A 26397-nucleotide genomic window follows, 5' to 3' on the forward strand; every position below is an offset into this window, starting at 1 on the left:
CCCGGCTCTAAAGAGCCGAGGGATTTTTGGGGCCGGCGAATAGTAGGAATACCGCCGGAAACTGCATTATACTTCTTCGATGCCGACCCAGGCGCCGCGCTCGATCGACAGATCGACCGCTTCGAGCACCTCTTGGCAGCGCACGCCGTCCAGGAAGGTCGGCGCGAACGGCGAACCGGTCGCCATATGTTGCAGGAACTCGTACACGATGTGCACGAAGCCGTGCTCGTAACCGATGATATGACCGGCCGGCCACCAGTTGGCCGCGTATTTGTGCGACGGATCGGTTGCCAGGATCGTGCGGAAGCCGGCCAGTTCGGGCTCGTCCTCGCGGAAGTAAACCTCGAGCTCGTTCAGACGCTCGAGATCCCAGCGGATCGTGCCCTTGCTGCCGTGGATTTCGAACGTGTTATGGTTTTTGCGGCCTGCCGCGAAGCGGGAGGCGATGAAGACGCCCATCGCGCCGTTCTTGAAGTCGGCCAGGAAGCCGGTAGCGTCGTCTACGGTCACTTCGCCCATCTCGGACGTGCCCTTGCCGGACAGGCCGGACGTCGACGACGGAATCGGACGCTGCTTCACGAACGTGCGGCTGTGGCCGACGACGCGGTCGAACTCGCCGATCAGGAAGCGGGCGAGGTCGATGCTGTGGGCGTTCAGGTCGCCATGCGTACCGGAACCGGCCACTTCCTTCTTGAGACGCCATGCGAGCGGTGCCTCGGGATCGACCAGCCAGTCCTGCAGGTAGGTCGCGCGGTAATGGTGGATCTCGCCAAGCTTGCCGCTTTCGATGATCTGCTTGGCCAGCTGCACGGCCGGCAGGAAGCGGTAGTTAAAGCAAATGGCGTGCTTGACGCCCGCTTTTTCGGCGGCGTCGAGCATTTCGCGCGCGTCGGCCAGGTTCAGCGCCAGCGGCTTTTCGCAGAAGACGTGCTTGCCGGCGGCGATCGCAGCGAGCGCGATCTCCTTGTGGGCGTCGCTCGGCGCGTTGATGTCGATGAAGTCGATGTCGTCGCGCGCGACGAGCTTTTTCCAGTCGGTCTCGTAGCTTTCCCAACCGAACTTGTCGGCCGCTTCCTTGACGCCCTGCTCGTCGCGTCCGCAGATCGCCTTCATGACGACCGGCGCTTCGAGATCGAAGAACATGCCGACGTCCTTGTACGCATGGCTGTGGGCTTTGCCCATGAACTTGTAGCCCACCATGCCGACGTTCAGCTTCTTGTCGTTTACGCCCACCACATCTCACCCGCGCTTTCTTTCAGTATGAGGCCGTTCAGGAAGCCCGCGGCTTTGGTGAAGCCTTCGTTTACGCTCATGATCCCGTCCTCGTGCTCGATGCTGATGACGCCGTCGTAGCCGACCAGGCGCAGCGTGCTGACGAGGTTCTTCCAGAACTCGTCGTCATGCCCGTAGCCGACCGTGCGGAAGACGAACGAACGGTTCAGGATGTCGCCGTAGTGCTTCGTGTCGAGCACGCCGTTCAGGGCGGTGTTGCGGGCGTCGATCTTCGTGTCCTTGGCGTGCACGTGGAAGATCGAATCGCTGAGCGCCTTCACGCACTCGATCGGATCCATGCCCTGCCAGAACAGGTGAGACGGGTCGAAGTTCACGCCGATATTGTCGCCGGCTTCGCGGCGAAGGCGCAGCGCGGTCTCGGTATTGTAGACGAGGAAGCCAGGGTGGGATTCGATCGCGACGCGCACGCCGTGCTTGCGGCAGAACGCGGATTGCTCTTTCCAATAAGGAATCGCGATTTCGTTCCACTGCCATTCGAGCACGGTGAGGAAGTCCGGCGGCCAAGGGCAGGTGACCCAGGAAGGATATTTGGAATTCTCCGATTCGCCGGGGCAGCCGGAGAACGTGATGACGGTGTCGACGCCCAGCTTTTCAGCCAGTTGGACGGTAGCGACGAAGTCCTCGTGATCGGACTTGGCAACGCTTGCATCGGGGTGCAACGGATTGCCGTGCACGCTCAGCGCGCTGATCGTCATGCCGCGGGAATCGACCGCATTCTTGATGCGCGCGATCGCGGCTTCGTCATTCAGCACTTCACGCGCGTTAACGTGCGCGGTGCCGGGAAATCCGCCGCAGCCGAGTTCGACGGCTTCGAGACCGGCGGCTTTGGCCGTATCCAGCGCGGCTTCGAGGTCCTGCTGGCCGAACAATACGAGAAATACTCCCAATTTCACGAGCGCTTCACCCAACCTTTCATAATTAGAGGTCCATGTTGTCTTTGTTTATCCAGCAAACTTAGTTTACAGGAACGGTCGCCGGAAGTCATCTCCGTTTTGCGAGAAAACGGAGATGACTTCCGGCGACGCGGTGGAAAAGGGTACTAACGCGGTAGAACGATATGCTTAAAACGTAGACTTAAAACGTAGGTTTAAGCGAAGGAAATCGCTTGTCCCTTGTTCGCGGATTCGTAGATCGCTTCGAGAATCTGCTGCACGACGTAGCCTTGGCGGGCGGTGACGACCGGCGCTTGATCGTTCAGGATCGCGTCGATCCAGGCGCGCGCCTCGCGCTCGGCAGAGTCGCTCGGCATCGAAGGATCGAACTGGTTGCCGAGCAGAATTTCTTTGGTGTAAAGCTGGCCGTGCTCCTCGCCGTTGACGCGCAGGCCGCCCTTCATGTCCGCGCCGGCCTTGGAGCCGTGCAGCGTAACCTTGGCCTCGTCCACGTCCAGGGTATTGAGCGCCCAGCTCGATTCGACCCACACGGTCGCGCCGTTTTTCATCGTGATCATCGCGAACGCCGAATCCTCGACGGTGAACGCCTCCGGATTCCAGTTGCCCCAGGCGTTGGCCGGGCTGCCCTGCTCGGCGAGCTTGCGGTAGGTCGTCCCGAGGACGGTCCGCGGCTCGTAGTTGTCCATCATCCACAGCGCCAGGTCTAGCGCGTGCGTGCCGATATCGATCAGCGGGCCTCCGCCCTGCTTTTCCAGATCGAGGAATACGCCCCAGGTCGGCACCGCGCGGCGGCGGATCGCATGGGCCTTGGCCAGATATACCTCTCCGAGCTCGCCGCCGCGGCAGGCCGCATACAGCCAGCGGCTGTCGGCGCGATAGCGGTTCTGATAGGCGATGCTCAGCTTGCGGCCGGTGCGCTCGGACACCTCGAGCATGCGCTGGGCGTCGGCGGACGTCTTCGCCATCGGCTTTTCGCAGAGCACGTGCTTGCCCGCTTCCATCGCGGCGATGGAAATCTCGGCATGCGTATCGTTCGGCGTGCACACGTGCACGACATGAACGTCGGGATCGTGAAGCAGCGCTTGGACGTTGTCGTAGACGCGCGCGTCCGGCGTGCCGAACTTGTTCTTGGCGTCGTGCGCCCGTTCTTGGGATACGTCGAAAAATGCGGTTATTTTAGCTTCGGGGATCTTGGCGAGCGACGGCAGATGCTTGCCGAAGGCGATGCCTCCGCAGCCGATCATGCCCACGTGCACTTGACTCAAAAGGTTGTCCTCCTTGAATGTTCGCGCTGATAGAACTACAATTCAAGTATATCATTCATCTAACGGATTCCCATGTGCAATGGTGCGCGGTCGTTATGCGATTTTGGTCAGGGAGGCCACCCGGCATGCAGGCAAGACAGGAGAAAATCGAATACGAGAATCCGCTGCTCTCGATCAAGGTATGGCAGGCGACGCGCCACGCCGATCTGCTCTACGGCTGGCATCACCACCCCGAATGCGAACTGCTGCTCGTCCAGAGCGGCCGTCTCGACGTCGACGTGAACGGCGAGACGCATGTCATGCGCGAAGGCGACGTCGTCGTGCTCGGCAGCTCGCAGCTTCACCGCGACCGGAGCTACGGCGACGCCCAGGTGCAGTATCTCGTGCTGCAGTTCGATCTCCAGGCCTTTTTCGACCAGAGCACGATCTCGTATCTGCAGTACTTCAACGAGACGAAGGTCCCGCTGAGCGCCATGAACTACCTGTTCAAGGAGAACGCCGTCGCGCGGCGCGAGGCGGCCTCCTGCATCGCGGAGATCTACGAAGAAGCGCGGCGCAAGGAAGCGGGCTACGAGCTCGCGGTCAATCTGCTGATCAAAAAAATACTGCTCGTCATGATCCGGCACGACAAGATGGGGCTGCTCGCGGGACAGGACCGCGTCGAACGCATCCGGCTCAAGCCCGTGCTCGACTACGTAGAGTCCGGCATCACCGGACGCGTCACCGTCGAGGACGCCTGCCGGCTGGCGAATATGAGCTATTATTACTTCGTGAAGTTTTTTAAAAAGTCGATGGGCATCTCGTTCACCGAATACGTCAACTTCCGCAAGATCAAGACCGCCGAGCAGCTGCTGCTCACCCGCGATCTCAGCGTCAGCGAGGTCGGCGACCGCATCGGCATGCCGAACATGGCGCATTTCTACAAGATGTTCAAGCGGTTCAACCATTGCTCGCCCAAGGAGTTCCAACGCAAGATGCTGGCTTGGGGGAGGTAAAGCAAACAGGCGGGCCTCGTCGGCCCGCCTGTTTTTTAATCCTCGTCTTCATATAGTCGCACGCGTTTTTGCTTCATGCCGCCAGCCGCCGACTTAGCGCCTCGCGCCGCCGCCTCCTTCGCGTGACGCTTGCCCGCGCGCTGCTCCTTCTGCGCAAGACGCGCAAGCTCACGCTCGGTCTTGCGGTAGTTCGCGTAGCGCGCCGGATCGAGCTCGCCGCCGTCAAGCGCCTCCCGAACGGCGCAGCCTTGCTCGGCCTCGTGCCTGCAATCCCGGAACCGGCATGACGCCGCCAGCGCTTCGATATCCGAGAACGTCGCCTGCCAGCCGTCGTCCGATTCCCATAGCTGCAGCTCCCGCATGCCGGGCGTGTCGAGCCATACAGCGCCCGTCGGCAGCACGAACAACTCGCGGTGCGTCGTCGTATGGCGGCCTCGGGCGTCGTCCTCGCGGATGCCTTGCACGGCTTGACGGCTTTCGCCGGCAAGCCAGTTAAGCAGCGTAGACTTGCCTACGCCCGACGAGCCCGTCGCGCCTACCGTCGTGCCCCGTGCCAAATACGGAGCCAGCGCTTCGCGCCCCTCGTCCAGCAGCGCGCTGACCGGGAAGACCGGCACCTCCGGCGCGATCGCCTTCGCTTCCCGGACATACCGGTCCGGCTCCTCGCACAGGTCGGCCTTCGTCAGCAGCAGCACGGGCCTCGCGCCTCCATCGCGCACGGCGATCAGATAGCGTTCGATGCGGCGCAGATTCCAATCCTCGTTCAGCGAGACGACGATAAACACCGTATCGATATTCGCGCCGATGATCTGCTCGTCCGGACGGCTGCCCGCCGCCCGGCGCACGATCGACGTCCGTCTCGGCAGCAGCGCATGAATGACCGCGTGCGAGTCGCCGTCTGGCAGCTCCGCGGCGACCCAGTCCCCGACAGCGGGATAATCCCCCGGCGTCGCCGCGGTAAAAGCGAATTTGCCGGACACCTCGGCGAGTCTGTCTCCCCAAGGCGCAGCGATGCGGTACTGATGGCTGAACTGCGCGACGACGCGAGCCGGGGCGAGTTTTTTGCCCGTCGGCGGCAGCGCCGCATATTCCTTGTCCCGCGCTTCGTCCCAGCCGTAAATCTCCATTTCCGGCCAAGCGGTTTTTGCATATTCGTTCATTCGTTGGATAACCCCTTAGTCGTTTAATTTGAATTTCGGCCAAAAAGTAAACGATCAAAAAACACAAAAAGCCCCAGGTCCCCCTGCGGCCGGACGGACTCTCTCCCTGAAGGCAAGGCAAAGCGCGACGACAATCGTCGTGCCTACCCAGTCTGCCCGTTGCAGTCTAAGGCGACCGTGCGAGCGGGGAGCGTTTCCGTGCACAACAAAAAACCGCGGGGACCGGTCGGTCTCCGCGGCAGCCGGCCATGATGGCCGAAATCAAGGCTTAGTCTCCCAAGCCGGCTCCGTTCGGGACCGATGCATACGCGACGGACGACAGCACAATCAGCGCTACGTTGGACATATTACATCAGCCTCCTCTTCTTTGATGGTTCATATTATAGACAGCCCGGTAATAAATTGTCAATCCATAATCAAGCTTGGACGCCCGCTTTCGCCAGTGACGCCCAACCTTCGAGGTCAAGATCCCTTCTGACAATCGTCATTCGTCCCCGGCCGTAAGCGCGCTCCGCCAGTACGGGAATCGGCGAAGCCATGAGCTCGGGCACGTCGTCCATGAAGCGGCTGTCTTGCCAGCCAAGCACTTCCCGGAAAATCGCGGGCACCCGGCTCAAGTAGACGTTGTCGCGGTTGCGCCGGAAAAGGTCGGAGGTGGCCACCAAGTGACCGCCGCCCTGGACGAAAGCGATCAACGCCTCCTCCAGCGCGTCGTCGTGAAGAATTTGCAGCGGCAGCAGCAGCGTGCGGACGCCTGAGACGGCGGCAGGCTCGAATAAGACGCTAACGGTCGACGTTTTGCTGTAAACGCCGGCGTATACGGTCCGGTGAACGTACTTGAAATAGTCGACCGGGTCGGCCTTCGAGATCTCATACGTCCAGGCGCACTCGAAGTCGTAGTAGACGCCGATACCCGAATCTTGCGCCCGCGGCGGCGGCGGCGAGACGTCTCGGACGTCCGCCCAGCGCTTGACCGCGCCGTAGCCCGGCAGCGGGTCGCCGGTGACGGCGAGCATCGCGCCTTTGGCCGTTTCTTGCTCCTGCCCCCACGGGAACACGCGGAACTTGAACAGGCTGAACCATTCGCAGCCCCGCGATCGCATCAAGTCCATCTCGGCCGGCAGCGCGGCGCTTCCCGTGCCGTATTCCATCACCCAGAACGGACGGTTCAGCAGCGACCTGCAGGCGTCCGCGTAGAAGGCGATCTCCGCTTCGTCGCTGCTGTATATATCGATGCCGACGACGTCGCTGCAATCGAACAGCTTCGCCCAGTCCACGTTGTCGCCCCAATTGAACATGAAGGCGTTCGTCGTGATCGGCGCCTTCGTATACCGGCGAAGCGTCTCGACCTGGCTGCGGTGAAAGTCCGTCATGACCTTGGAGGAAAACCGGCGGAACGCCAGCTCCAGGCTCGGATGCGGCCACATCATGACGTCGCAGTCGATCGGCGCAGGCAGTTGGATCTGATCGAAGCGCCGGTACGTTTGCGACCAGAACGCGGTTCCCCAGCGCTCGTTGAGGGCGTTTATGTCCCCGAACTCCGCTTCTAGATACGCCTGGAATCCCTTTTTGGATACGTCGCCGTAATCGTACTTCGTCTCGCCGCCGAACTCGTTGTCGATCTGCCAGCCGATGACGGCCGGATCGGCGCCGTAGCGCTTGCCCATCTCTTCCACGATCCGCAGCGAATAATGCTTATAATGATCCGAGCTGTAGCACCGCTGCTGCCTGGCTCCGTGGACGATCGTCCGGCCGTTCTTGCCGACCGGCAGCACGTCGGGATATCGCTCGGTGAGCCAGATCGGAGGCGTCGCGGTCGGCGTGCACAGTATGACCGACAAGCCGTGCGCCTCCGCCGCGCGGATGCTGTCGTCCAGCCACTCCCAATCGTAGACGCCCTCCTCCGGCTCCATTTTCGCCCAAGCGAACTCCGCGATGCGGATGCATTCGATGCCCGCTTCCCGCATCAGCCGGAAGTCCCTGCTCCATTCCGCCTGCGGATGATAGTCGGGATAATACGCCGTCGCCAGCTTCATGCCGTCGCTTCCTCCTCCATGCTGCATTCGTATGCGAAAATCGATCCTGCCGGGACGTGCCGGGTGCCGTCGGGCAGCACGACCACGACCGGGACGCCCTCCGGCGCCTCGCCGTTCAGCACGAACTTCGTTCCGTCGTTCGTTTCATTCCGTTTCCACGACACTGTAACGAGACCCGCAGGCGTCTTGGCCTCGCCGCTCGCCCAAGTCAGCCCGCCGACGCGCGGCGCGATCCTGACGGTCCGATAGCCTGGCTCCTCCGGCTGAACGCCGAGCGTCTCTGCGATGTATTCGTACAGCGGCAGCGCGCCCCACCCGTGGCAATCGCTGCGCTGCTGCACGGGATCCTCCACCCAAGCGGTCAGATGCAGGCCGACCTGCTCCCGCCACGGCTGCCAGAAAGCGTCGGCATGTCCATAAAGCCCGGTCTTCGCGGCAGCCCTGAACAGATAGTGCGCCATCGAGAACGACACCTTCGGCAAGTCGTTCCGCGCCAGCATCCGCTCCAGCAAATCGCGGGCATCCCGGCCTTGGACGGCGTCCGCCAACACGGCCCAAATCTGCGTATGCTGGCTGAACTGCGCGACTTGCGGGCCGTCCCGGTACAGCTGCTCCGCCTCGTCGTAGCAGTGCCCGCGTACGGCGGCGAGCACCGCCTCCGCGCGCGTCCGGTATTCGGCCGCCGTGTCGCCGCGGCCCGACCATGCATTCAAGTCGGCCGCTTCGCGAAGCGCGGCCGCATACATCAGGTTGTAGACGGCGAGCGGCCCTTGCCACTTGGCGGGCGGCGATCCGGCGGTCGCGTTCCACTCGGCCACCCAGTCGACGAACGACCAGTGGGCTTCGGGCATGCGTCCGACGAGGCCGTCGTCCCCGATCCGCCGGTCGAACCAACCCAGGATCGCGTCGGCCGTCGACAGGTACCTGCGCACGAGCGCCAAGTCGCCGAAGTGACGATAGTGATCGTGAACCATCAGGACCCAATAGAGCGCGAAGCCGGGAATGAACTGGCCGTTCACGGACGGATAGCGGCTCTGGATCATGCCCGAAGGCGTCAGCGAGCTATGAAAGTCGTGAATGGTCTTGCGCGCCAGCCGATCGTCGGCGCTGACGGCATAAGTGAACAGCGCCTGCGACTTGGCGTCCATGACATACTGCATCTGCTCGTAGTAAGGCGTGTCCTCGTACGTATCCTGCATGCAGCGGCGCAGCGTGTTCAGGCTGATGTCCCAGAGATCCCCGGACAGCGGGTCGGACGTCTTCGCCTGCGAGACGGCGTCCAAGGGGAACCCGGTCTCCAAGTAGCTGAGGTCCGCGATCGTCAGCGGCGCGTCGCCGGCCTGCGCGAACAGGCGTACGAAGCGAAACGCCCGCCTGCCCATGGGCTCGTAGACTTCCGGCTCGTCAGACGTGCCGGCGCCGCCCGGCACGTACACGTCCTCGTTGCCGCGCAGCACCTTGCCCGCGGGATCGTCGCGCACGCCGCGGCGGTTGCCGCCGTGGCCGGCGGGGTTCTCGTATTCGTACGCTTCCGAATACAGCAGCGAGATGCGCGCCCCCGCGCCGCCGGCGACGGACAGCCGAACGTAGCCGGTCGTCAGAAGCCCGGCGTCGAGCTCGGTCCAGGCGGATTGCCCCGGCGCCAGCACCAGAGGAAACGGCAACGCACCTGCTGCCGCCTCTACGGAAGCGCCCTCACCGGATGCGCCGCCCCCTGCAAGAAGCAAGCCTTCGCTTCTCATGACGCGCGCGAACGCGCGCGGCGTCTCTCGCATCCGCGGAATCGGATTCGCGGCCAGCTGCCAAGGGCTAACCTGACCGTACAGCCGGTCGAGCGGCTCCGTCACCGCCGGCCGCTCCCACGACGCGTCGTCGAAGCCGGCCTTCCGCCAGCCGGACGGAATCATATCGCCTCGCGCTTCCTCCGTGCCGCCGACGAACAGCGTCCCCGACTCCGGCCCGATTCGGACGGCCCGCAGCGGCAGCGCCGTCCACTGCTCGTCTGTATCGAGCCTCGTCAATTCCCCGCCCGCATCGTCCTCGAGCGCGCCTTGAATCCACAGACCGCCGCAGTCCGCCCGCCATTCGGAGGCCGGTCCGACCTCCGCGCCCGGCAAGCTGGCCAAGCGGGGATAATGAACGACCTCCGCCGCGAGCACGTTGGCGCCCGGAACGAGCTGGTCGCCGACGTCGAGGGTATCGTAATATTGCGCCCAAGCGTCGCCTTTGACCGGACCTCTCGCGATCAGCTTGCCGTTCAAGTAAAGGCGGTATTTGCTGTCCGCCGACACGTCCAGCTTGAGCCTTGCCCCGTCCTCCTTCCGCACCTCGAACACGCGGCGAAACAACGCCCGCTGCTGATTTACGCCGCCTTCCGGCTCCCGGCGCAGCGACTCGGGCCAGATCCAGCCGGCCCGCCATTCTCGAAGTTCATCCATGTTTTCGCCTCTTTTCGGGGGCGGGGACGACAGTCATCCCGCGCCCGCCCGATATTCGCCAGCGCTTACCCCGGTGAAGGCTTTGAAGCGCTTGTAAAACCAATCCAATTCGGTATAACCGACGCTTGACGCGATCTCGTAAACCTTGAGGTCCGTCTCGCGCAGCATGCGCTTGGCGTGCTCCATGCGGACCTGCAGCAGATAATCGTTAAAAGACAAGCCGGTGACGGACTTGAACAGCTTTCCGAGATGATTCGGATTCAGGAACACGCGATCCGCGATGCTCCTCAGGCTGAGATTCTCGCCATAATGCGCGTCGATCATCGCCTTCGCCTCGGCGATGACCCGGTTCGGCTTGACCGCCCGCATCCGGGCGAGCTGCTCGAGCACGCCGATATATTTGCCTTCGGCGAACCGAAGCAGCTCGTCCGCGGTCTTGGACGCCATGATGCGTCCGTAATCGCCGATCTCGCGCGCGAACAGCGGGGTCGTATCCGCGCCCTGCTCCTTCAGCAGCTGAAACAGCTGCACGAGTGCGTACAGAATCGCCGTCCGCATCGCGCCGGCGCTCATGCCGCTGTGCGGCAGCGCCTGGCGCAAGCCCGCCAGCGCCTGCTCGGTCGCCGCGCGATCCTGGCTGCGCACCGCCGCGAGCACGCGTTCGAGCAGCGCCATGAACGCTTTGACGGGCTCCGCCGGGCGCCCCTCCGCGTCTCCGACGTCCGCCGGCGGCTCCAGCCGCCGCAGCACGGCGCCGCCGCCCTGCAAGAACTTGGCGGCCAACGCTTCCTCCGCCGCGGCAAACGATTCGGCCGTACGCAGCGGCTCAGCCACCGCGTGCCCGACGCCGACGGTCACCGTCTCCTTGGCATAGAGCGCGACGGATTCGGCGATGCGTACCGCCAGCGCCTCCGCGGTCCGGTCCGCTTCCGCGATCGCGCCCGTTCCCCATGGCTCCGCGCCCTTGGACGGATCCGTTTCCCCGGCTTCGCTGGCTTGCCGCTCCTCGTCCCCCGCGCCTCCCGGTCGCCCGTCGACGCGAAGCACGATGCCGTAGCGGTCCTCGCTTACCTCGAACAGCGCGCCGGTGCCCATGCATATCTCTTCGGCGATATTTTGCACGGCGAACCGCTTTAGCGCGATGTCCCGCTCCGTCAGAGCCGCGCCGCCCCCGTAGACGAAGTCCATTTCGATCAAGAGGCAGGCGTACAAGCCGTCTCGATCTTGCCAAGGCAGCAGATCGCGCAGCGCCTCCAGCTCATCCTTGCCGGCCTGCCCGAGCGTCCATCGGCGCAGCAGCTGCTCCCGCTGCATCGACTCGCCGAGATGCTGCCGGCGATCCAGCCGGCTCCGGGCGGCGAGCTCCGCCGAGACGCGGCGCAGCAGCGCCTCCAGGTCGTCCTCGTCGACCGGCTTCAGCAGATAGTCCTTCACGCCCATCTTCATGCCCTGCCGGGCGTATTCGAAGTCATCGTAGCCGCTCAAGATAACGACGGCCGCTTCGGAAAATTCCCGCAGCCGCTCCACGAACGCAAGGCCGTTCATGACCGGCATCCGAATGTCGGTCAGCACGAGCGATATCGGCTGCGCCTTCATGACCGCGAGCGCTTCGGCGCCGTCCGCCGCTTCCGCGGCGATCTGGTAGCCGAGCGACTTCCAGTCGAGCAGATAACGGAGCGACTGCCGGGCGAGCGGCTCGTCGTCCACGATCAATACGCTATACATCGTGTTCCCCCTCCACCCTGTACGTTAGCGGGACGACCAGGCGGACGGTGACGCCCGCCCCCGGCTCCGACGCGATTTTCAGGCCGTTATCTTCGCCGTATCTCGCTATGAGCCTGGCGTGAACGTTGCGCAGACCGATGTGCGAATCGCTGCTCAGCGCATCCTCCGCGAGCGATCGCTCCACCTCGGCCAACCGCTCGGGCGTCATCCCCAGTCCGTCGTCGCCCACGACGAGCCGGAGTTCTCCCGAGACGACCTCGCCTTCGATCCAGATGCGGCACGCGTTCGGGCTGAGCTCGATGCCGTGCGTGATCGCGTTCTCGACGAGCGGCTGCAGGCTCAGCTTCGGCAATCTCGCGTCCCTTGCTTCGTCCGGTACGTCGATCCGGTACGTGAACTTGTGGCCGAACCGGTACTGCTGAATCTGCAAGTAGCTGTCGACGAACTCCAGCTCCTCGGACAGCGCGACCGTCTGCCCGCCGCTTTTGAGCATCATGCGGAACGACTTCGCGAGCAAGCCGACGACTTTCGCCGTATCCCGCTCGCCGACGATCAGCAGCTTGCCGCGGATCATGTTGAGCACGTTGAACAGGAAATGCGGGTTGATCTGCGTCTGCAGCGCGTACAGCTCGACCTCCTTCGTCCGCAGCTCCTGCCCTTTGCGGTCGATCTCGGACTGGTACACCTCCTGGATCAGCGTACCGACGCGGCGGACCATCACGTTGAACATCTCGCCGAGCTGTGCGACCTCGTCCTTGCCCCGCACCTCGACGAAGCTCTGGAAGTTGTCCTTGTGGATCCGCTTCATCTTGGACGCGAGCTCCGAGAGCCGGCGGGTCATGCCCACGGAGATGGCGGAGATTAGCAGGCCGGAGATGACGAAGGCGATCAGGAACAGCAGAATCGCGAGCGACCGCAGCTGCTCGAGCTTGGGCTGAAGCTGCGTCACCGGGATAAAGGTAAGCACCTTCATGCCCTTGACCACGTTGCGGGAGCCGAGAGACTTGTAGACGATCTCATAGAGCTCGCCGTCCATTTCATAGCGGAAGCTGCCGTCCAAGCCCTCGATTTTGGAGAAAAAGGGCAGGTCCTGCAGCTTGGCCAGCGGCTTCGGCCGGCTTCGGTCGCTGTCCATCATCACCGTGCCGTCCGACAGCGCGAACAGGTACCGCTTGCTTTTGCCCTCCTCGCTGATGAGGTCGTAGAGCACCTGCTGCTTAATTTCCAGCGATACGATCTTGAGCGAGTCGTTCACGTAGTTGTTGAGCCGCTTGCGGTAGCTGATGACCTGCTGATTTTCCCCGATGATCGAATAAGGACCGGTCCAATAGCCGCCGGACTTGCCGCCTATCACCTTCGGGTACCAATCCGATTTTTTGACGTCGGCGTCGATGAGCAGGATGTCGCCGAACAAGAACGTGTCGTTCGTCGTGTACAGATTGAGATGGGCGACGTCGCGCGTCGTGCGCACGGCCGAGATGAAGGGAAAGTAATACTCGGCGTAGTCGTCGTAAGCATCTTTGTAGTCGGCGTACCGCGTTTCCAAGATGCCGTCGATCGTATTGTTCAGGAACAGCGTGTTCGGGATCAATTCATAGGATTCGAGCTTGTTGTCGAGGTTGTTGGCCACCTGCGACAGCGACAAAGAGGCGTTCTCGATGACCCGCTCGTAGACGAGCGCGCTGCTTCGCTGAACGAGCACATAGGTCACCGACCCGAGCAGGAACAGGACGATGAACAGGTTGGCGAGAATGAGTTTTGTCCGGATTTTCATGCGTCGCTTCTCCCGGCATCCCGGGCTTTTGCAAGCCCTTTCTTGGTAAAGATAATACTCCTTGCCCGTCTTGCCAGACAAGGAGTATTTCTGGCTGCTTCAGCTTCCCGCCTTCGTGACGGCGCCAGGCGCCGTCACGAAGGCGGGGCGTAAGGTCATCCCCCGATCGTGCTCTCGTAAGTCGCGTTAAAGTCCGCCCACAGCTGCGTATACGCTTTGTTCATGTCGTCGAGTCCGCTCTTTTGGATCGAACCCACCATCGTCGTCCAAGAGCTCTCGAATTCGTCGTCGCTCTTGCTCATGACGATCTTCGGCAGGTTTTTGCGCCAAGCGTCGTCGATCTTCTGCTGCTGCACCTTCACGCTCTCAGGCGGCGTGAGCTGCCACAGGTACCCGGGCACGAAGTTGACCGGAGGCAGGAAGTCCGCCCACACCTGCTTGCCGTATGCGGCCAGCGTCGCTTTGGTCGTGTCGTCGTACGTCTGCACGACGGAATCCTTGGTGAGCGGCGTCGCGTAGTCGCCGTCCGCGAGCTTGGCGCCGTTGCCGATGCCGAACCACGGCATCCCGCCCGTGCCGGTGCTCTTGAAGCCGCGCTTGTAGTCGACGTCGGGATCCGAGCTGCGCTGCGCGAGCAAGCCTTCGGCCACCGTTCTCTTGCCATCCTGCACCGTATAATCTTCGCTCTCGATGCCCCACTGCGTCAGCACTTGCCCTTCGTCGGAGAACAGGTAGTCGATGAACTGGATGATGCGCTCCGGGTTTTTGGCGCCGGCGCTGATCGTCCACGAGAGGCCGCCGCCCGCCGTCGGCGTCATGGCGTTAGAGTGGTCGTCGACGTTCTCGTTGGCGTAGATCGGCAGATGGGCGTAGGTGCTGCCCGGCTTGCCTGCGGCGCGCAGCGCCTTCTCCGAATCCCCGAGGAACCAACCCGGCGCATAAGCGGCGAGCACGCGGCCTTGGGAGATTTTCGCCTGGATACTGTCCAGCGAGAACGCTTCCTTATCGAACAATCCGTCGCGGTAAAGCTTGTTCAGGAACTTATAATAGCTCTTGGCGTCGTCGGTTACGGGAATGTAGTTGACGTCCCCATTGTCCTGGACTTTGAAGTTGCCGTTGTCCGGCCAGCCGTTGGAGCTGACGATCGGATTGTTGAAGGAGATGTTCATCGTATAGCTGAGCATCGCGGCGGCGAAGCCGATCGTGTCCTTGCCGTCCACTTTGGGATGCTTTTCTTTGTAAGCCTTGATGAGCTCGTACAGCTGGTCGAGCGTCTTCACCTGCGGATAACCCGCTTCCTTCAGCACGTCTTGCTGGATAATGAAGTTGCCCGTCGCGTCCGGCGAGGCTTCCTGGCTGGCGTTGACGTTGTATAGGGCGTAGATTTTACCGTCCTTGTCCTTCAGCAGGTTGTAGTACTTGCCGAATTTCTCCTTAATATGCGGGCCGTATTGATCGATGAGATCGTTCAGCGGTATGATCGCGCCGGCGTCTTTGTACTTTTGCGTGTACTTGGGGTCGAGCGAGATGATGTCGGGATAGTCGTTCGAGGCGAGCCACAGGTCCCACTTTTGGAACTGATCGCCTACGGTCAGGTCGTATTTCAAGCTGACGCCGGTTTTCTCGGTCAGCTTCTTCGTGATCGGCGATTCCCAGGTAAGCTTGTCGTCCGACGTGTTGATCGTATACGTGATCGGCGTCAGATCCTGGGACGGCGCGGCGCTGGCCGAGGCCGAGCCGGACGCGGCAGCCGAGCTCGATGCGGGAGCGCTTTCAGTTTGGCTTGCGGAAGGCGAAGCGCCTTCGTTGTCGTTGCCCGAGCAGCCGGTGACGAGGCCTGCGAGCAGGACCGCCGAGGTGCCGAGCGCAAAGCCGTATTTGCGTTTGACCATTTTCATAGGACACCCTCTCAATTTGTGTGTGAATTTCTATATCAACGGAAGGGTTCTTCCGTATGATACCGCTATTCTTTCATGGCGCCAATCGTAATTCCTTTGACGAAATACTTCTGCAGGAACGGGTAGACGAACAGGATCGGCAGCGTGACGACCATCGTGATCGCCGCCCGGATCGACTCCGGATTGTTGCGGATCGCTTGGACGTTGGCATGTCCGTTGTCGCTCACGATCTCGTTGGCCGACTGGATCAGCACCTTTTGCAGCGTGTACTGCAGCAGGCTTAGGTTCTGATTGCGGCTGGCGTACAGATAGTTGTCGAACCAGGAGTTCCAGTGACCGACCGCGATAAAAAGGGCGATCGTGGACAGTACCGGCAGGCTGATCTGGAGCACGATGCGGAACAAAACCTGAAAGTCGCTCGCCCCGTCGATTTTCGCCGACTCCGTGATGCCGTCGGGAAGCTGCTCGAAATAGCTTCGCATGATGATGACGTTGTAAACGCTGATGAGCAAAGGCAGAATGTACACCGCAAAGTGATTCATCAGATGCAGGTTGCGAATGAGCAGGTAGGTCGGGATGAGGCCGCCGTTGATGTACATCGTAAGCACGAGGACGACATTCAGCTGCTTGCGGAGGAAAAACTCCTTGCGGCTGAGCGCGTAGGCGAGCAGCGTCGTACAGAACAGTCCGAGCGTCGTACCGAGCACCGTACGTATGACCGAGCGCACGCCCGCCATTAACAGACCGTTCTCGCGGAAAATAATCTCGTAATTCAGCAGCGTCCACTTCCGCGGCAGAAAGTAGATGCCGCCGCGCATCGTGTCAAGCGTGTCGTTCAGCGAGATCGCGAGCAGATTGAGAAAAGGAAACACCGTGGCAAAACCGAGCAGTGCTAGTAAAACGTAATTAAACGTGTTGAACGCGTAGTTGCCGCGAGCGCGGTTCATCGATTCGCATCTCCTTCCTTGCGGCCGGCCGCTGCTAGAACAGCCGGCTTTGATTGGTCTTGCGGGCCAGGTAGTTGACGCCCAGCACCATCAGCACGCTGACGACGGATTTGAACATGCTGATCGCGACGCCGTACGAATAATCGCCGAGCTGCTGCGAGTACCGGAGCGCGTACAGATCGAGCACCTCCGAATAATCGATCGTCATCGCGTTGCCGAGCAGAAACTGCGACTCGTACCCGCTCTGGATGATCCACCCGACCGATATGATCAGCAGCAGGATCGCCGTCGGCATCAGCCCGGGAATCGAGATATAGCGCATTTTCGCCCAACGGCTCGCACCGTCCACTTCCGCCGCTTCGTAATGCTCCGGATTGAGCCCGCCCAGGATGGCCAGATAAATGATCGTGTTCCAGCCGACTTCCTTCCACAGGTTGGCGATCGTATGGATGACCCAGAACAGCTTCGGATTGGACATGAAGTAGTAAGGGTCATTCAGTATGCCTACTTGTACGAGAATCTGGTTGAGCGTTCCTCCGTCCGGGGAGAGCAGCTGCGTGACGATGTTGGCGATGACGACCCAGGAGACGAAGTGGGGAATGTACGTGATCGTCTGAATCGTTCGTTTGAAAAACCGCGCCCTGACTTCGTTCAACAGCAGCGCGAGCGCGATGGCGCCAACGAACGAGACAATCAGGTTCAGCACGCCCATGACGAGCGTATTGCGGAGCACGTGGTAGAACTGCTGGTCCTTGAACAACAGCTTGAAGTTGTCCAGTCCGACGAACGGACTGTGCAGAATGCCTTTTCCCAGCGTGTACTTCTGAAACGCCATGATCCATCCCCACAGCGGGACGTAGGAAAATAGAATGACGATCAGTACGAACGGAATGGACATGATCAGCAATTGATGCTGGCTTGCGATCAATCCGCCTAGGCTTTGTTTGCGCCGAGGCTTCCGCCGGATTGCCTCTGTCTGAGACGGGACAAGGCTTTTCGCGGTATCGGCCATCTCTTGATCCCTCTTTCTTGCCTTCTCTGTCTGATGCTTATAATCTGATTATGCGCTGGGTCCCTTGGATCAACAACCTGTTCGATCCGCTTCCTTCACCCCTCAAACGAGAGGCGCGATCCGCCTGCGAATCGGCGCGGTCCGCTAGCGGACCGCCCGCTCGAAGACGAGTACGCCGTTTGCCTCAAGCCAAACTTCTCCAGCCTGCTTGACGCCTGCGATCAGCTCGTCCAGCGGCTCGGCAAGCGCGAGCGCGGCCGGCTGCTCGTTATGATTGAGGACGAATACGTATTCCTTATCGCCGTTCTTCCTGCGCGCGATCTCAACCCCCGCCGGCGCCGAGATGCCATGGATCGGCTTCACGCCGGCATGCGCGCAAATTCGGTCCATCAGCGCCGCCATCAGCACTTGCGTCGGCTCCGTGGCGAAGTAATAGGCCGTTCCGCTTCCGTACGCATGCCGGGTTGCGGCAGGCGTGCCCGCGAAAAAGTCTTCCCCGTACCAGGCGATCGCCTCCGCGCCCTCGAGCTCGAGGATGTCGTACCATACGCGTCCCGCGAAGCCTTCCGGGGCACGCTCCCCTTGTTCTAGCGTGACCGCCCGCGCGTCCGCCTGCCGCAACGATCCGTAATCGGCCACGCGAAGTCCGAGCAGATCCCTGTACGCGCCCGGAATCGTCCGCTCCTCCATCCGATTGTCGGGGCGCTTGATGCCCGCCCGGAAGTCCAGCACGACCGTACCGCCCGCACTGGCATATGCATAGAGCGCCTCGGCCGCCGCCGGATCCGTCAGCATATCGTGAGGCACGACGACGAGGCGATACTTCCCGAGCGGCGCGTCTGGCGCGACGATATCAACCGGGATATGCCGCTCGTAGAAGTATCTGCAATAGGTCTTCAAGTGCGCCATATAGCGGTGGCCGAACGACTGCGGTTGGATATCCATCGCCCATTCGTTATCATACGAGCGGAGGACGGCGACCTCAGCGACCGCACCGGCGCCAAGCCACCTGCCGGACAGCCGCTGCAGCTCCTCGCCCGTTCGCTTGGCCTCTTCGAATCTCCGTCCCGGAATGCCGTCATGCGGCAGCAGGCCGTGCCAGTATTGTTCGGCCCCGAACAAGCAAGTACGCCATCGGAAATACAAAATCGCGTCCGCCCCATGCGCAACCGCCTGATACGTCCACCTGCGCAGCTCGCCGGGCTTCGGCATCGCGAAGATGAAATTCCCGCCAGGCGAGCCGCTCTGCTGCTCCATCACCCAGAAGGGCTGACGCTTCAGCCCCCACGTCATATCGTGCTGAACCGCCGGATTCAGCGGATCCGCCTTCTCGTCGAAATGAAGGTTTGGATAGTTGTCCCAGGACGCGAAGTCCAGCTGACCGGCCAGCTTGTACGCGTCGACCTCCGCGAAGTAACCCATGAAGTTATGCGTGATCGGCTTGTCCGGCGACTCGCGCCGCAGCACGTCGACTTGGACCTGCTGGTACTCGGCGACCGAATCGGACGCAAAGCGCATATAGTCCAGATGCAATCCGGGATTGTGCATCGGGAACACCGTGTACGCCGGCAGCCCGATTTCTTCCCATTCATTGTAGATGTGACTCCAAAACACCGTTCCCCACGCTTCGTTCAGCGTGCCGATGTCGCCGTATTTGTTTTTCAGCCACCTTTGAAATGCCGCTCGGCAATTGTCGCAGTAGCATCGGATCGTGTCCGTGCAGCCGAACTCGTTGTCGATCTGCCAGGCGGTGACATGGGCGTGCCCGCCATATCTCTTCGCCATCCGTTCCACGATGTCCGCGCTGAGCCGCCGGTATTCCGCATGGTTGTAGCAATAATGACGGCGGTTGCCGAAGCCTCTCGCATGACCCTTTTCGTCTCGCATATACAAGTCCGGATGCCGGTCCATAAGCCACTTTGGCGGCGTCGCGGTTGGCGTCCCCAACACCGTTTGAATGCCATGCGCAGCCAGCACACCGATGATCTCGTCCAGCCACGACCAATCGAATTCGCCGGGGCGCGGCTCCATTTTCGACCATGCAAATTCCGCGATGCGCACGACATTGACGCCCGCTTCGCGCATGAGCGCCGCATCGATCGGCCAACGCGCCTTCGGCCACTGCTCCGGATAATAACAAACGCCATATCGCATGGCACAACCTCCCTCCGGTTTCTTCTATTATCCGCGCGCGGCTCCGCAGCGGACACCGGAGGAATCGGAGGAATTAGCCCGCCAAGTCAGCGGATTGCTGACTCTCCAACATAATCCATATTTTTACATACGCATAGTTCAGCCTCTCTTTTTGCGCTTCATACCACTATCCCATCGAATCAGCCGCTTGCTTTTAAGCCCTTCACCGCAAATAAAATACTTGAAATAGGAACAAACGTTCGATATAATGGTAAAAAAAGGTCCTGTGGAGGCGCGCCATGCCAGTTGAAGCCGATACTTATGAGCAGTTTTGCCAACGGTTTTCGTCGGATGCTGCCTGCGCGCATGCACTATTTGCGCTTCGCTGGCCCGAAGGATTCCGCTGTCCGGCCTGTCGCTGCAGCCGTTTCTCGCTCATTCGAACCCGGAGACTTCCGCTGTATCAGTGCGCCTCGTGCCGTCGTCAGACTTCCATTATTTCAGGCACGATCATGGAAGGAAGCCGTACGCCGCTGCCGCGTTGGTTTCAGGCGATGTTCCTGCTCTCGCTGCCGGGCGGCATCAGCGCGCTTCGTTTAGCCGACGTTATTACCGTCACCTATAAGACGGCTTGGCACATTGCGCACAAGATTAGGTTCGCCCTCCAATCCGCAGAAGCTTCGAACCTCATCGATGCCGACTTTAGGCTCGATGCCTTTTATTACGGCTCGCCCCTCTATCAGGACGCCCAGCAGCCGCTGTTGATCGGCGCCTCGTTGAAAGACAATGAGCAGCCAGATCATGTCGTGCTTCATCAACCGGAGCCTTCTCATGTCGACCCGGTTAATAGGAGAGTGTTGGCATCGGGCTATCACGCCTTCTCCCGCAAGCATGCCGAGCCGCACGCCATACCATCGAGCGATCGCTACGGGAAGCTGCATGCCGCTGTATTCCCGATTGCGAAGACCGTATGCGCATGGCTGAACGATACCTTCAACGGTATCGGCGCCAAGCATTTGCAGGCGTATGTGGACGAGTTCGCGTTCCGACTGAACAAACATTTGCAATCCGCTTCCGTGCTGCTTCCTTTATTGCGCTGGTGCTCGATCACGCGCGCCATCCAATACGACGAGCTCACCAGGCCCAAGCCCGTACTTGTCGTGCCATGGGTCTATTTCGGCAGCAAGTCGCGTTGGAAAGGCCGCCATATGAGCAGATGGGGAGCGTGAACAATCGCATTTGTTATTTTTAAAATAGTATGCGTGTCGCCTTTTCTCGCAGCTCAATCTGATTCGATGGGATAATGGTATGAAATAGAAAAAAGAGGTTATATATCCCTGTCAATCCGCTTTATTTGACCCTCGACATGAGGTTTAGCGTTAAGAAGTCGTACTTTCGACCCGATTTCGCTATCTTGCGAAACCTTTTATCGAGAGAAGGCGTTTAACCTAAACGTAATAGAACATCATGGATGAGGTGGAGAATTGAAACAGCTCGGCTTCTTTGCATTGCTCGCAGCATTATTCTTCTGTTTTTCGTTCGCCGGACAAGCCAGCGCCCAGTCATCGGGGGCAACCATCATACTGGACGGACAAGCTCTGTCACTCCAGAAGAAAGACAAGGTCGAAATCGTTAAAGGCAGCGTCATGGTCCCCATCCGCGTCATTGCCGAAAATCTGGGCCTGCTCGTCACCTGGAACCCATCCGACAAACTCGTGAAGATCTGGTCCGGCAGCGGCGATATCAAGCTGACCATCGGCAGTTCGAACGCCAGCGTCGGCGACGCTAAAGTCAAGCTCAACGCCGCTCCCGTCAATCGTTCTGGCACGACGCTCGTCCCGCTCCGCTTCGTCGGCGAATCCGCCGGACTCGACATCGGCTGGGACAATGCCAAGAAGGTGGTGACCCTGACAACGTCCCAGCCCTCGGAGCCATGGCTGCCGCCTTCGCCCACGCCATCGGCGACGCCGTCTCCTTCGCCGTCACCGACGCCTTCGACCGTGCCAACGCCGACGCCCGCTCCCGAAACGACCCCGACGCCATCGCCGTCTCCCGCAACTGGCGGTCAGATTAAAGGGATCGGCTGGAGCGACGGCAGGCTGGCCATCTCCTTCAGCGGCAGCCTCATCCCTAAAACGTATGCGGCCGCCAACCCGTCGCGTATTGTTGTCGAGCTTCCGAATACGTCGTTCGACCCTGCTTTTTCTACGCTGCAGACTTTCGATAAGGCAACTCAATCGGGCGAGTTCGCCATCTCGGACGATTCGAACGCGACCCATGTCAAATATGCCGTCACCGACGCTGCTTCCAAAAACATCACCATCACGCTGGACCTGGCGGCGGACAAGCCATATTTCGCTTATCAAGAGACCGATGTCGAGTCGAACGTATATGTCGTCGACCTGAAGCCGACCGCGACGCCGACGCCGCCTCCCGTCAATCCGAACAACGGCAAAAAGATCGTCGTCATCGATCCCGGTCATGGCGACGGAGACCCGGGCGGCATCGGCGCCACGAAAAAGCAGGAAAAATCTTTTAATCTTTCGCTAGCGCTGAAGGTGGAGAAGCTGCTGAAGAAGGAGTCGGCGTTCCAAGTCGTGCTGACTCGCCATGACGATACCTTCATCCCGTTGTCCGATCGTGCGACGATCGCGAACAAAGCCGACGCGGACGCATTCGTCTCGATTCACGCCAATATCGCGCCAGGCAAACCGACCGTTCGCGGCACGGAGACTTATTACTACACGGGAAGCGGCAAGACCCTCGCGAACGTCATGCATAAGCATCTGGTTCAAGCGACAGGCTTCACCGACCGCAAAGTCAAATACGCAAGCTACAAGGTGCTGCGCGAGACGGACATGCCCGCGACGCTGCTCGAAGTCGGTTTTATGTCCAATGCAACGGAAGAATCGATCTTGTTCAGCGACAGCTTCCAGAACCGCGTCGCCCAGGCGATCGTGGACGGACTGAAGGAGTACTTTGGCGTCAAATGATTGAAATATAGTAATGACCTATCGGCTATCGCTCACCTTTTTCTTGCGGAAATAGGCGAATGGACAGTCCGATTCGGCAACAACACATATATTAGGGGTGTGGAAGTCACCACAATCCAAAACCTCGGAGGTGTAGCAAATGAGCGGAGTAGCTGGCGGTTACGGCGGCGGAGCAGCGTTCGTCCTCGTCCTCTTCATTCTTCTCGTGATCATTCTGCGTGCGGGCATCGGCCTGTACTAAGAGCTCTTGCCTCTAGCAATTCCTCCTGCTGTCCCGCTGCGCCTTTGGCGCGGCGGGCCTTTTTGCGATTGCACGCATGTTCTCGACTCGTGTCCTTATAGTCCGCGGATTCGATTCCGCGATCCTCGAGCGCTCCGGAAAACGAACGGCGCGATCGCGACTGCGGGTACGAGCAGCGCGAATCCGGTCAACCCGACGATGCCATAGTCTTGCAGCCAAGACGGCGCTTCGTCGGCCGCCTTGAACAACCAGCCTCCGATATTCGGGCCGATGAATCCGGCAATGCCGGTCAATGCGGAAAACACTGCAATATAAATCGGTCTGTCCGCCTTCGGCGTATCCCCGATCAAAAAGTTGAATACGAGTAAGTTGTAACCTCCTAGCCCTATGCCGAGCAGAATGTGCGATAGGCCCAGGATAAGCAGGACTGGCAGCGCGGCCATGCCCAACCAAACGATGCAAGCGAGCGAGATGATCGGGAACGTCCAGGTGAGCAGCTGGCGCGCGGAAAACCGTGCGTTCAAATTACCCCAGAAAATGTAGCTGACCATCATCACAATATTTTGAACCATCGTGATCAAAGTAACGCTGCTGTAGCTCAAGTTCAGCAAGTTAAGCATCGCATAAGCGTAAAGCGGAACGACGACGTTCTGAATCAAAATAAATAAGGTGATGAAAGAAGCCGCAGTTAAAAAGGGCCGGTCGCGGAAGGGCTTGAGGATTAGGGAAGCGGATAGTCCGCCGCCTGCGCTCTCGAAGCGCGGATTGGCGTAACGGGACAGCTCGATGCCGTTCCAGACGACGCAGAGCGCGCAGACCGCGAACAAAATCGCGAAGCCGCGGCCGCCCGGCAGCCAATCCAACAGTTGACCGCCTACTAGCAGCGTAAGGCTGGCCACCGCCCAGTGGATCGTATTGCGGATGCCGAAATAGCGCCCTCGTACGGGAGGCGGCACGATATCGGCCATAAGAGACGTCCAGATGACGCCTCCGGCTTGCGCCAGCGTGAAGGAACAAAGGAATACAAGCATGTACGTCGGCGCCCAAGCCGCATCGGGAAACAATAGAGGGATTAAACCCGTACCCACCCATAACGTGCGGTGTCCGACGCCGAGTATCATTGAGACTTTTCGCCGGTCTCTCCAACGCTCCATGGCAAACGCCATAAAGATCTGGGCGAGCAGCGTCAAAGAAGGGATCGCGGCGATCAACCCGATCTGTTCGGAATGGAACCCCAGGTACAACAAAAACGCCGTTTGCAAGGGGCCTCCCAGCAGATTGCCGATGATCGTGGCGGGGATGCCTTCTATCAATGAAGCTCGCAATCCGCGTCTGGTCTCTGAATCGTTAAACCTACTCCGCAATAGTCGCTGAATGTCCAGACCGGCGATTCGCATGCGCTTGGTCATCGGCAGTTCCCCCATGGTGATCCGACTCTATCGACCGCTTCTCCCGCAGCTATGGCCTTCGGGCGGCATAAAAAAAGCTTCGCGACGGAGCCGTCGCGAAGCGCGCTTTCGTTCAATCCGATTCTACTCTCTTTCCCCTATGAATGGCAAATAAATCATGAACTCCGTGCCCTCGCCGAGCCGGCTGTCGACTTGCACCGTGCCGCCGTGATTCCGGATGATCCGATAGCTCACGGATAGACCGAGCCCGGTCCCTTCGGACTTCGTCGTGAAGAAGGGATCGAATAGCCTGCTCAGCGTCTCTCGGTCCATCCCTCGACCGTTGTCGGCGATGCTGATGACGGCGTATCCGCGTTCCTTGCGCGCAGACAGCCGAATGTTCGGCCTGCGCTTGTCAGACACGTGTGCAACCGCATCCAAAGCATTTTTCACCATGTTCAAAATCACTTGCTTGATCTGCTTGACGTCAATCGAGATCGTCAGGTACGGATCGAAAATCTCGCAGGTCAATTCAACCCCTTGCATATGCGCCTCGCTCTCGGTGAGCAGGATCGTCTCCTTGAGCAGCAGCCCGACCAGCACGGTCTGCGTCATTGGCGCAGAAGGCTTGGACGAATTGAGAAACTCGTAAATAATGTCGTTCGCTCTGTCGATCTCGGATAAAATGATTCGCGCGTACTCCTGCTTGCCGATCGACTCCAGGTACGGCTTCAGCAGTTGAATGAACCCGCGAATGCTCGTCAGCGGATTGCGGATCTCATGGGCGATCGCCGCGGCGATCTTGCCCAGCATCGCCAGCTTGTCGTTTTGGAAAGCGCTCTGTTCGATCTGTTTGTGCTCCGATACGTCCTTGATGCTGACCAGTATATCCCCGTCGAGCTCCTCGATCTGGGAGATGCTGATCAGCAGATACCGGCTGCCATCCTGGAATTCGCCCTGTGCGCGCCGATCGTACTTCAATTGCCTGTACATACGAATAAAAATAAGCCGCAGAGAACGGCTCAAGCTGGGGTGAAACAATAGTTGGCGGAGACTCTGGCCGATCAGCATGCGCCTGGGCGCTTGCAGCAGCCGAGCCATCGGCACGTTCAGAAACCGAAGCGTCCCGCCCGGTTCGAACAACGCAATCCCGCTGTCCAGATGCTGGAGTACCGTCTCGAAGCGGCTCGGCCTCTCTTCCTGGAGCGGAATGGCCTTCGCCGCGGCCTGTCTCAAATCCTCCGGCAGCTGTTCTTCATTGGCTGCAGCCGATTCGGAACAGGGGTGATTGCCGAGGATCTCGTGAAGAAACAATAGACTCCGATGCATGAGCGCTAGCCTGTCCTCGCTATCCGCATGCGAGACGAGCAGGCGAACGTTCTCCTCGTGATGCTCGAAAATGTGCTCTGCCGGAACGCCGTTCAGCAGATCGAGCAGCTCGCTCAGATCGTATCCCTCCCTCGTGTCTTCGTGAAGCGCATACTCCACGAGAACCGGGAAATATCTCGTTCTCCATTTCTCCATGCCGTATTCCTCCAGGCTCGCCCTTGCGTCATGTCCATCATAGTAAAGGAATGGGAAAGCTGTCAATCGGAGAAGATGTCGAATAAAAACGCGAAAAACGCCGCTCCCGAACTGACGACTTAAGTAAAAAGTCGCATGTCAGGGAGCGGCGTCTATGCCTGCTCTATAAGTCGGAACTACAGCGCCCCGCCCGTCGTACGCTTGAGACGGAGCTTGTGCCGGCGCTGGCTCAGCACGCCAAGGCGGCGCTTGAGCTGCCGTTCCCACTCTTCGTCTCCGATCTTCTTGGCGAAGGTAAGCAGGTCCAGCCCCATGTCGATCTGATTCTGCACCATGAGGAGCGGATCCTCTTCCTCGTTGTTGACCGAGTTCTCGTGCAGATCCTTTTCCGACTCGTCCACGTAGTCCTGGAAGTCTACCTCCGACGCGCCGTCGCCGTGCGCGTAGTCGGCCAAAATCTCGTATTCGTTCTCGACCAGGTAATGCACCTCGACGCGGTGGCATACCGGACAGAACAGAATCGGGACGTTGTGAATTCGCGTGCGATAGTGCTTCAGCGTTCCCTTCGTCCCGATCATGCTGGCTCCGCAACAGAATGACATCGACTTCCCCTCCCTTTTGGACATGTATGGCTCTGGACGTGTATGGCTCTGCCGGATGATTCACTATATTCTCCTCTAAA

Annotated in this window: 19 protein-coding genes and 1 pseudogene; 5 read left to right on the forward strand and 15 right to left on the reverse strand. The window is 60.1% G+C overall.

Going from position 1 to position 26397, the window contains the following annotated elements:
- Positions 1 to 66: 66 nt before the first annotated feature.
- The 3 genes from BM235_RS13605 to BM235_RS13615 all read right to left on the reverse strand — a co-directional run bounded on the left by BM235_RS13605 (position 67) and on the right by BM235_RS13615 (position 3451).
- Positions 67 to 1200, reverse strand: a complete 1134-nt coding sequence (locus BM235_RS13605; protein WP_090114630.1) for a Gfo/Idh/MocA family protein — start codon at positions 1198 to 1200, stop codon at positions 67 to 69.
- Between the two features lie 23 nt (positions 1201 to 1223).
- The gene (locus BM235_RS13610; RefSeq protein ID WP_090113968.1) at positions 1224 to 2186 is read right to left on the reverse strand and encodes a sugar phosphate isomerase/epimerase family protein; all 963 of its coding nucleotides are present in this window, start codon (positions 2184 to 2186) and stop codon (positions 1224 to 1226) included.
- Positions 2187 to 2380: 194 nt separating this feature from the next.
- Complete coding sequence (locus BM235_RS13615; RefSeq protein WP_090113970.1) at positions 2381 to 3451, reverse strand: Gfo/Idh/MocA family protein; 1071 nt, start codon at positions 3449 to 3451, stop codon at positions 2381 to 2383.
- A gap of 125 nt (positions 3452 to 3576) precedes the next feature.
- On the opposite strand from BM235_RS13615, the gene BM235_RS13620 reads away from it, so the two are divergent.
- Positions 3577 to 4446 (forward strand): AraC family transcriptional regulator, encoded by an 870-nt coding sequence (locus tag BM235_RS13620; protein ID WP_090113973.1) that lies wholly within the window; start codon positions 3577 to 3579, stop codon positions 4444 to 4446.
- 35 nt (positions 4447 to 4481) lie between these two features.
- Here BM235_RS13620 and rsgA read toward each other — a convergent pair whose 3' ends face one another.
- From rsgA to BM235_RS13665, 9 genes are all read right to left on the reverse strand, one after another.
- Entirely contained in the window at positions 4482 to 5606 is a 1125-nt protein-coding gene (gene rsgA / locus BM235_RS13625) for a ribosome small subunit-dependent GTPase A (RefSeq protein ID WP_255374369.1), read from the reverse strand.
- Between the two features lie 416 nt (positions 5607 to 6022).
- The gene (locus tag BM235_RS13630; RefSeq protein WP_158543862.1) at positions 6023 to 7642 is read right to left on the reverse strand and encodes a beta-galactosidase; all 1620 of its coding nucleotides are present in this window, start codon (positions 7640 to 7642) and stop codon (positions 6023 to 6025) included.
- Positions 7639 to 10080, reverse strand: a complete 2442-nt coding sequence (locus BM235_RS13635; RefSeq protein WP_090113977.1) for an alpha-L-rhamnosidase-related protein — start codon at positions 10078 to 10080, stop codon at positions 7639 to 7641. The genes BM235_RS13630 and BM235_RS13635 overlap by 4 nt, the downstream gene beginning before the upstream one ends.
- A gap of 33 nt (positions 10081 to 10113) precedes the next feature.
- Positions 10114 to 11805, reverse strand: coding sequence for a response regulator (locus tag BM235_RS13640; RefSeq protein WP_090113979.1), 1692 nt, complete (start codon positions 11803 to 11805; stop codon positions 10114 to 10116).
- The gene (locus BM235_RS13645; RefSeq protein WP_090113981.1) at positions 11798 to 13579 is read right to left on the reverse strand and encodes a cache domain-containing sensor histidine kinase; all 1782 of its coding nucleotides are present in this window, start codon (positions 13577 to 13579) and stop codon (positions 11798 to 11800) included. Before BM235_RS13645 ends, BM235_RS13640 begins: the two co-directional genes overlap by 8 nt.
- 155 nt (positions 13580 to 13734) lie before the next feature.
- Complete coding sequence (locus BM235_RS13650) at positions 13735 to 15477, reverse strand: extracellular solute-binding protein (protein ID WP_090113982.1); 1743 nt, start codon at positions 15475 to 15477, stop codon at positions 13735 to 13737.
- A gap of 65 nt (positions 15478 to 15542) precedes the next feature.
- Complete coding sequence (locus tag BM235_RS13655) at positions 15543 to 16424, reverse strand: carbohydrate ABC transporter permease (protein WP_090113984.1); 882 nt, start codon at positions 16422 to 16424, stop codon at positions 15543 to 15545.
- 34 nt (positions 16425 to 16458) lie between these two features.
- A complete protein-coding gene (locus BM235_RS13660) occupies positions 16459 to 17436 on the reverse strand; it encodes an ABC transporter permease (RefSeq protein WP_090113986.1) in 978 nt (325 codons plus the stop codon).
- A 144-nt stretch (positions 17437 to 17580) separates the two neighbouring features.
- Positions 17581 to 19590 (reverse strand): beta-galactosidase, encoded by a 2010-nt coding sequence (locus tag BM235_RS13665; RefSeq protein ID WP_090113988.1) that lies wholly within the window; start codon positions 19588 to 19590, stop codon positions 17581 to 17583.
- A gap of 278 nt (positions 19591 to 19868) precedes the next feature.
- On the opposite strand from BM235_RS13665, the pseudogene BM235_RS32965 reads away from it, so the two are divergent.
- The 4 genes and pseudogenes from BM235_RS32965 to BM235_RS13680 all read left to right on the forward strand — a co-directional run.
- Positions 19869 to 20045: pseudogene (locus tag BM235_RS32965) on the forward strand (transposase); the annotation flags it as partial.
- 36 nt (positions 20046 to 20081) lie between these two features.
- Positions 20082 to 20798, forward strand: coding sequence for a hypothetical protein (locus tag BM235_RS13670; RefSeq protein WP_255374370.1), 717 nt, complete (start codon positions 20082 to 20084; stop codon positions 20796 to 20798).
- Between the two features lie 255 nt (positions 20799 to 21053).
- Positions 21054 to 22562 carry an N-acetylmuramoyl-L-alanine amidase gene (locus BM235_RS13675; RefSeq protein ID WP_090113992.1) on the forward strand — a complete coding sequence of 503 codons (1509 nt, stop codon included), beginning with the start codon at positions 21054 to 21056 and terminating at the stop codon, positions 22560 to 22562.
- Positions 22563 to 22701: 139 nt separating this feature from the next.
- Positions 22702 to 22803, forward strand: coding sequence for a YjcZ family sporulation protein (locus tag BM235_RS13680; RefSeq protein ID WP_090113993.1), 102 nt, complete (start codon positions 22702 to 22704; stop codon positions 22801 to 22803).
- Between the two features lie 95 nt (positions 22804 to 22898).
- On the opposite strand, the gene BM235_RS13685 is transcribed toward BM235_RS13680, so the two are convergent.
- From BM235_RS13685 to BM235_RS13695, 3 genes are all read right to left on the reverse strand, one after another.
- Positions 22899 to 24212, reverse strand: coding sequence for an MFS transporter (locus tag BM235_RS13685; protein ID WP_255374371.1), 1314 nt, complete (start codon positions 24210 to 24212; stop codon positions 22899 to 22901).
- Positions 24213 to 24335: 123 nt separating this feature from the next.
- Positions 24336 to 25715 (reverse strand): two-component system sensor histidine kinase NtrB, encoded by a 1380-nt coding sequence (locus BM235_RS13690; RefSeq protein WP_090113995.1) that lies wholly within the window; start codon positions 25713 to 25715, stop codon positions 24336 to 24338.
- Between the two features lie 176 nt (positions 25716 to 25891).
- Positions 25892 to 26317, reverse strand: coding sequence for a hypothetical protein (locus BM235_RS13695; protein WP_090113997.1), 426 nt, complete (start codon positions 26315 to 26317; stop codon positions 25892 to 25894).
- Positions 26318 to 26397 lie beyond the last annotated feature (80 nt).

Source organism: Cohnella sp. OV330, from assembly GCF_900112065.1.
GTDB lineage: Bacteria > Bacillota > Bacilli > Paenibacillales > Paenibacillaceae > Cohnella.

What these genes read in the sequence shown, in the direction of transcription:
- BM235_RS13670 (WP_255374370.1), top strand. Translation starts at nt 20,082, where the DNA reads ATGGAAGGAAGCCGTACGCCGCTGCCGCGTTGGTTTCAGGCGATGTTC.
- BM235_RS13685 (WP_255374371.1), bottom strand. Translation starts at nt 24,212, where the DNA reads ATGACCAAGCGCATGCGAATCGCCGGTCTGGACATTCAGCGACTATTG.
- BM235_RS13605 (WP_090114630.1), bottom strand. Translation starts at nt 1,200, where the DNA reads ATGGTGGGCTACAAGTTCATGGGCAAAGCCCACAGCCATGCGTACAAG.
- BM235_RS13640 (WP_090113979.1), bottom strand. Translation starts at nt 11,805, where the DNA reads ATGTATAGCGTATTGATCGTGGACGACGAGCCGCTCGCCCGGCAGTCG.
- rsgA (WP_255374369.1), bottom strand. Translation starts at nt 5,606, where the DNA reads ATGAACGAATATGCAAAAACCGCTTGGCCGGAAATGGAGATTTACGGC.
- BM235_RS13665 (WP_090113988.1), bottom strand. Translation starts at nt 19,590, where the DNA reads ATGCGATATGGCGTTTGTTATTATCCGGAGCAGTGGCCGAAGGCGCGT.
- BM235_RS13645 (WP_090113981.1), bottom strand. Translation starts at nt 13,579, where the DNA reads ATGAAAATCCGGACAAAACTCATTCTCGCCAACCTGTTCATCGTCCTG.
- BM235_RS13660 (WP_090113986.1), bottom strand. Translation starts at nt 17,436, where the DNA reads ATGGCCGATACCGCGAAAAGCCTTGTCCCGTCTCAGACAGAGGCAATC.
- BM235_RS13620 (WP_090113973.1), top strand. Translation starts at nt 3,577, where the DNA reads ATGCAGGCAAGACAGGAGAAAATCGAATACGAGAATCCGCTGCTCTCG.
- BM235_RS13635 (WP_090113977.1), bottom strand. Translation starts at nt 10,080, where the DNA reads ATGGATGAACTTCGAGAATGGCGGGCCGGCTGGATCTGGCCCGAGTCG.
- BM235_RS13630 (WP_158543862.1), bottom strand. Translation starts at nt 7,642, where the DNA reads ATGAAGCTGGCGACGGCGTATTATCCCGACTATCATCCGCAGGCGGAA.
- BM235_RS13655 (WP_090113984.1), bottom strand. Translation starts at nt 16,424, where the DNA reads ATGAACCGCGCTCGCGGCAACTACGCGTTCAACACGTTTAATTACGTT.
- BM235_RS13690 (WP_090113995.1), bottom strand. Translation starts at nt 25,715, where the DNA reads ATGGAGAAATGGAGAACGAGATATTTCCCGGTTCTCGTGGAGTATGCG.
- BM235_RS13695 (WP_090113997.1), bottom strand. Translation starts at nt 26,317, where the DNA reads ATGTCATTCTGTTGCGGAGCCAGCATGATCGGGACGAAGGGAACGCTG.
- BM235_RS13680 (WP_090113993.1), top strand. Translation starts at nt 22,702, where the DNA reads ATGAGCGGAGTAGCTGGCGGTTACGGCGGCGGAGCAGCGTTCGTCCTC.
- BM235_RS13650 (WP_090113982.1), bottom strand. Translation starts at nt 15,477, where the DNA reads ATGAAAATGGTCAAACGCAAATACGGCTTTGCGCTCGGCACCTCGGCG.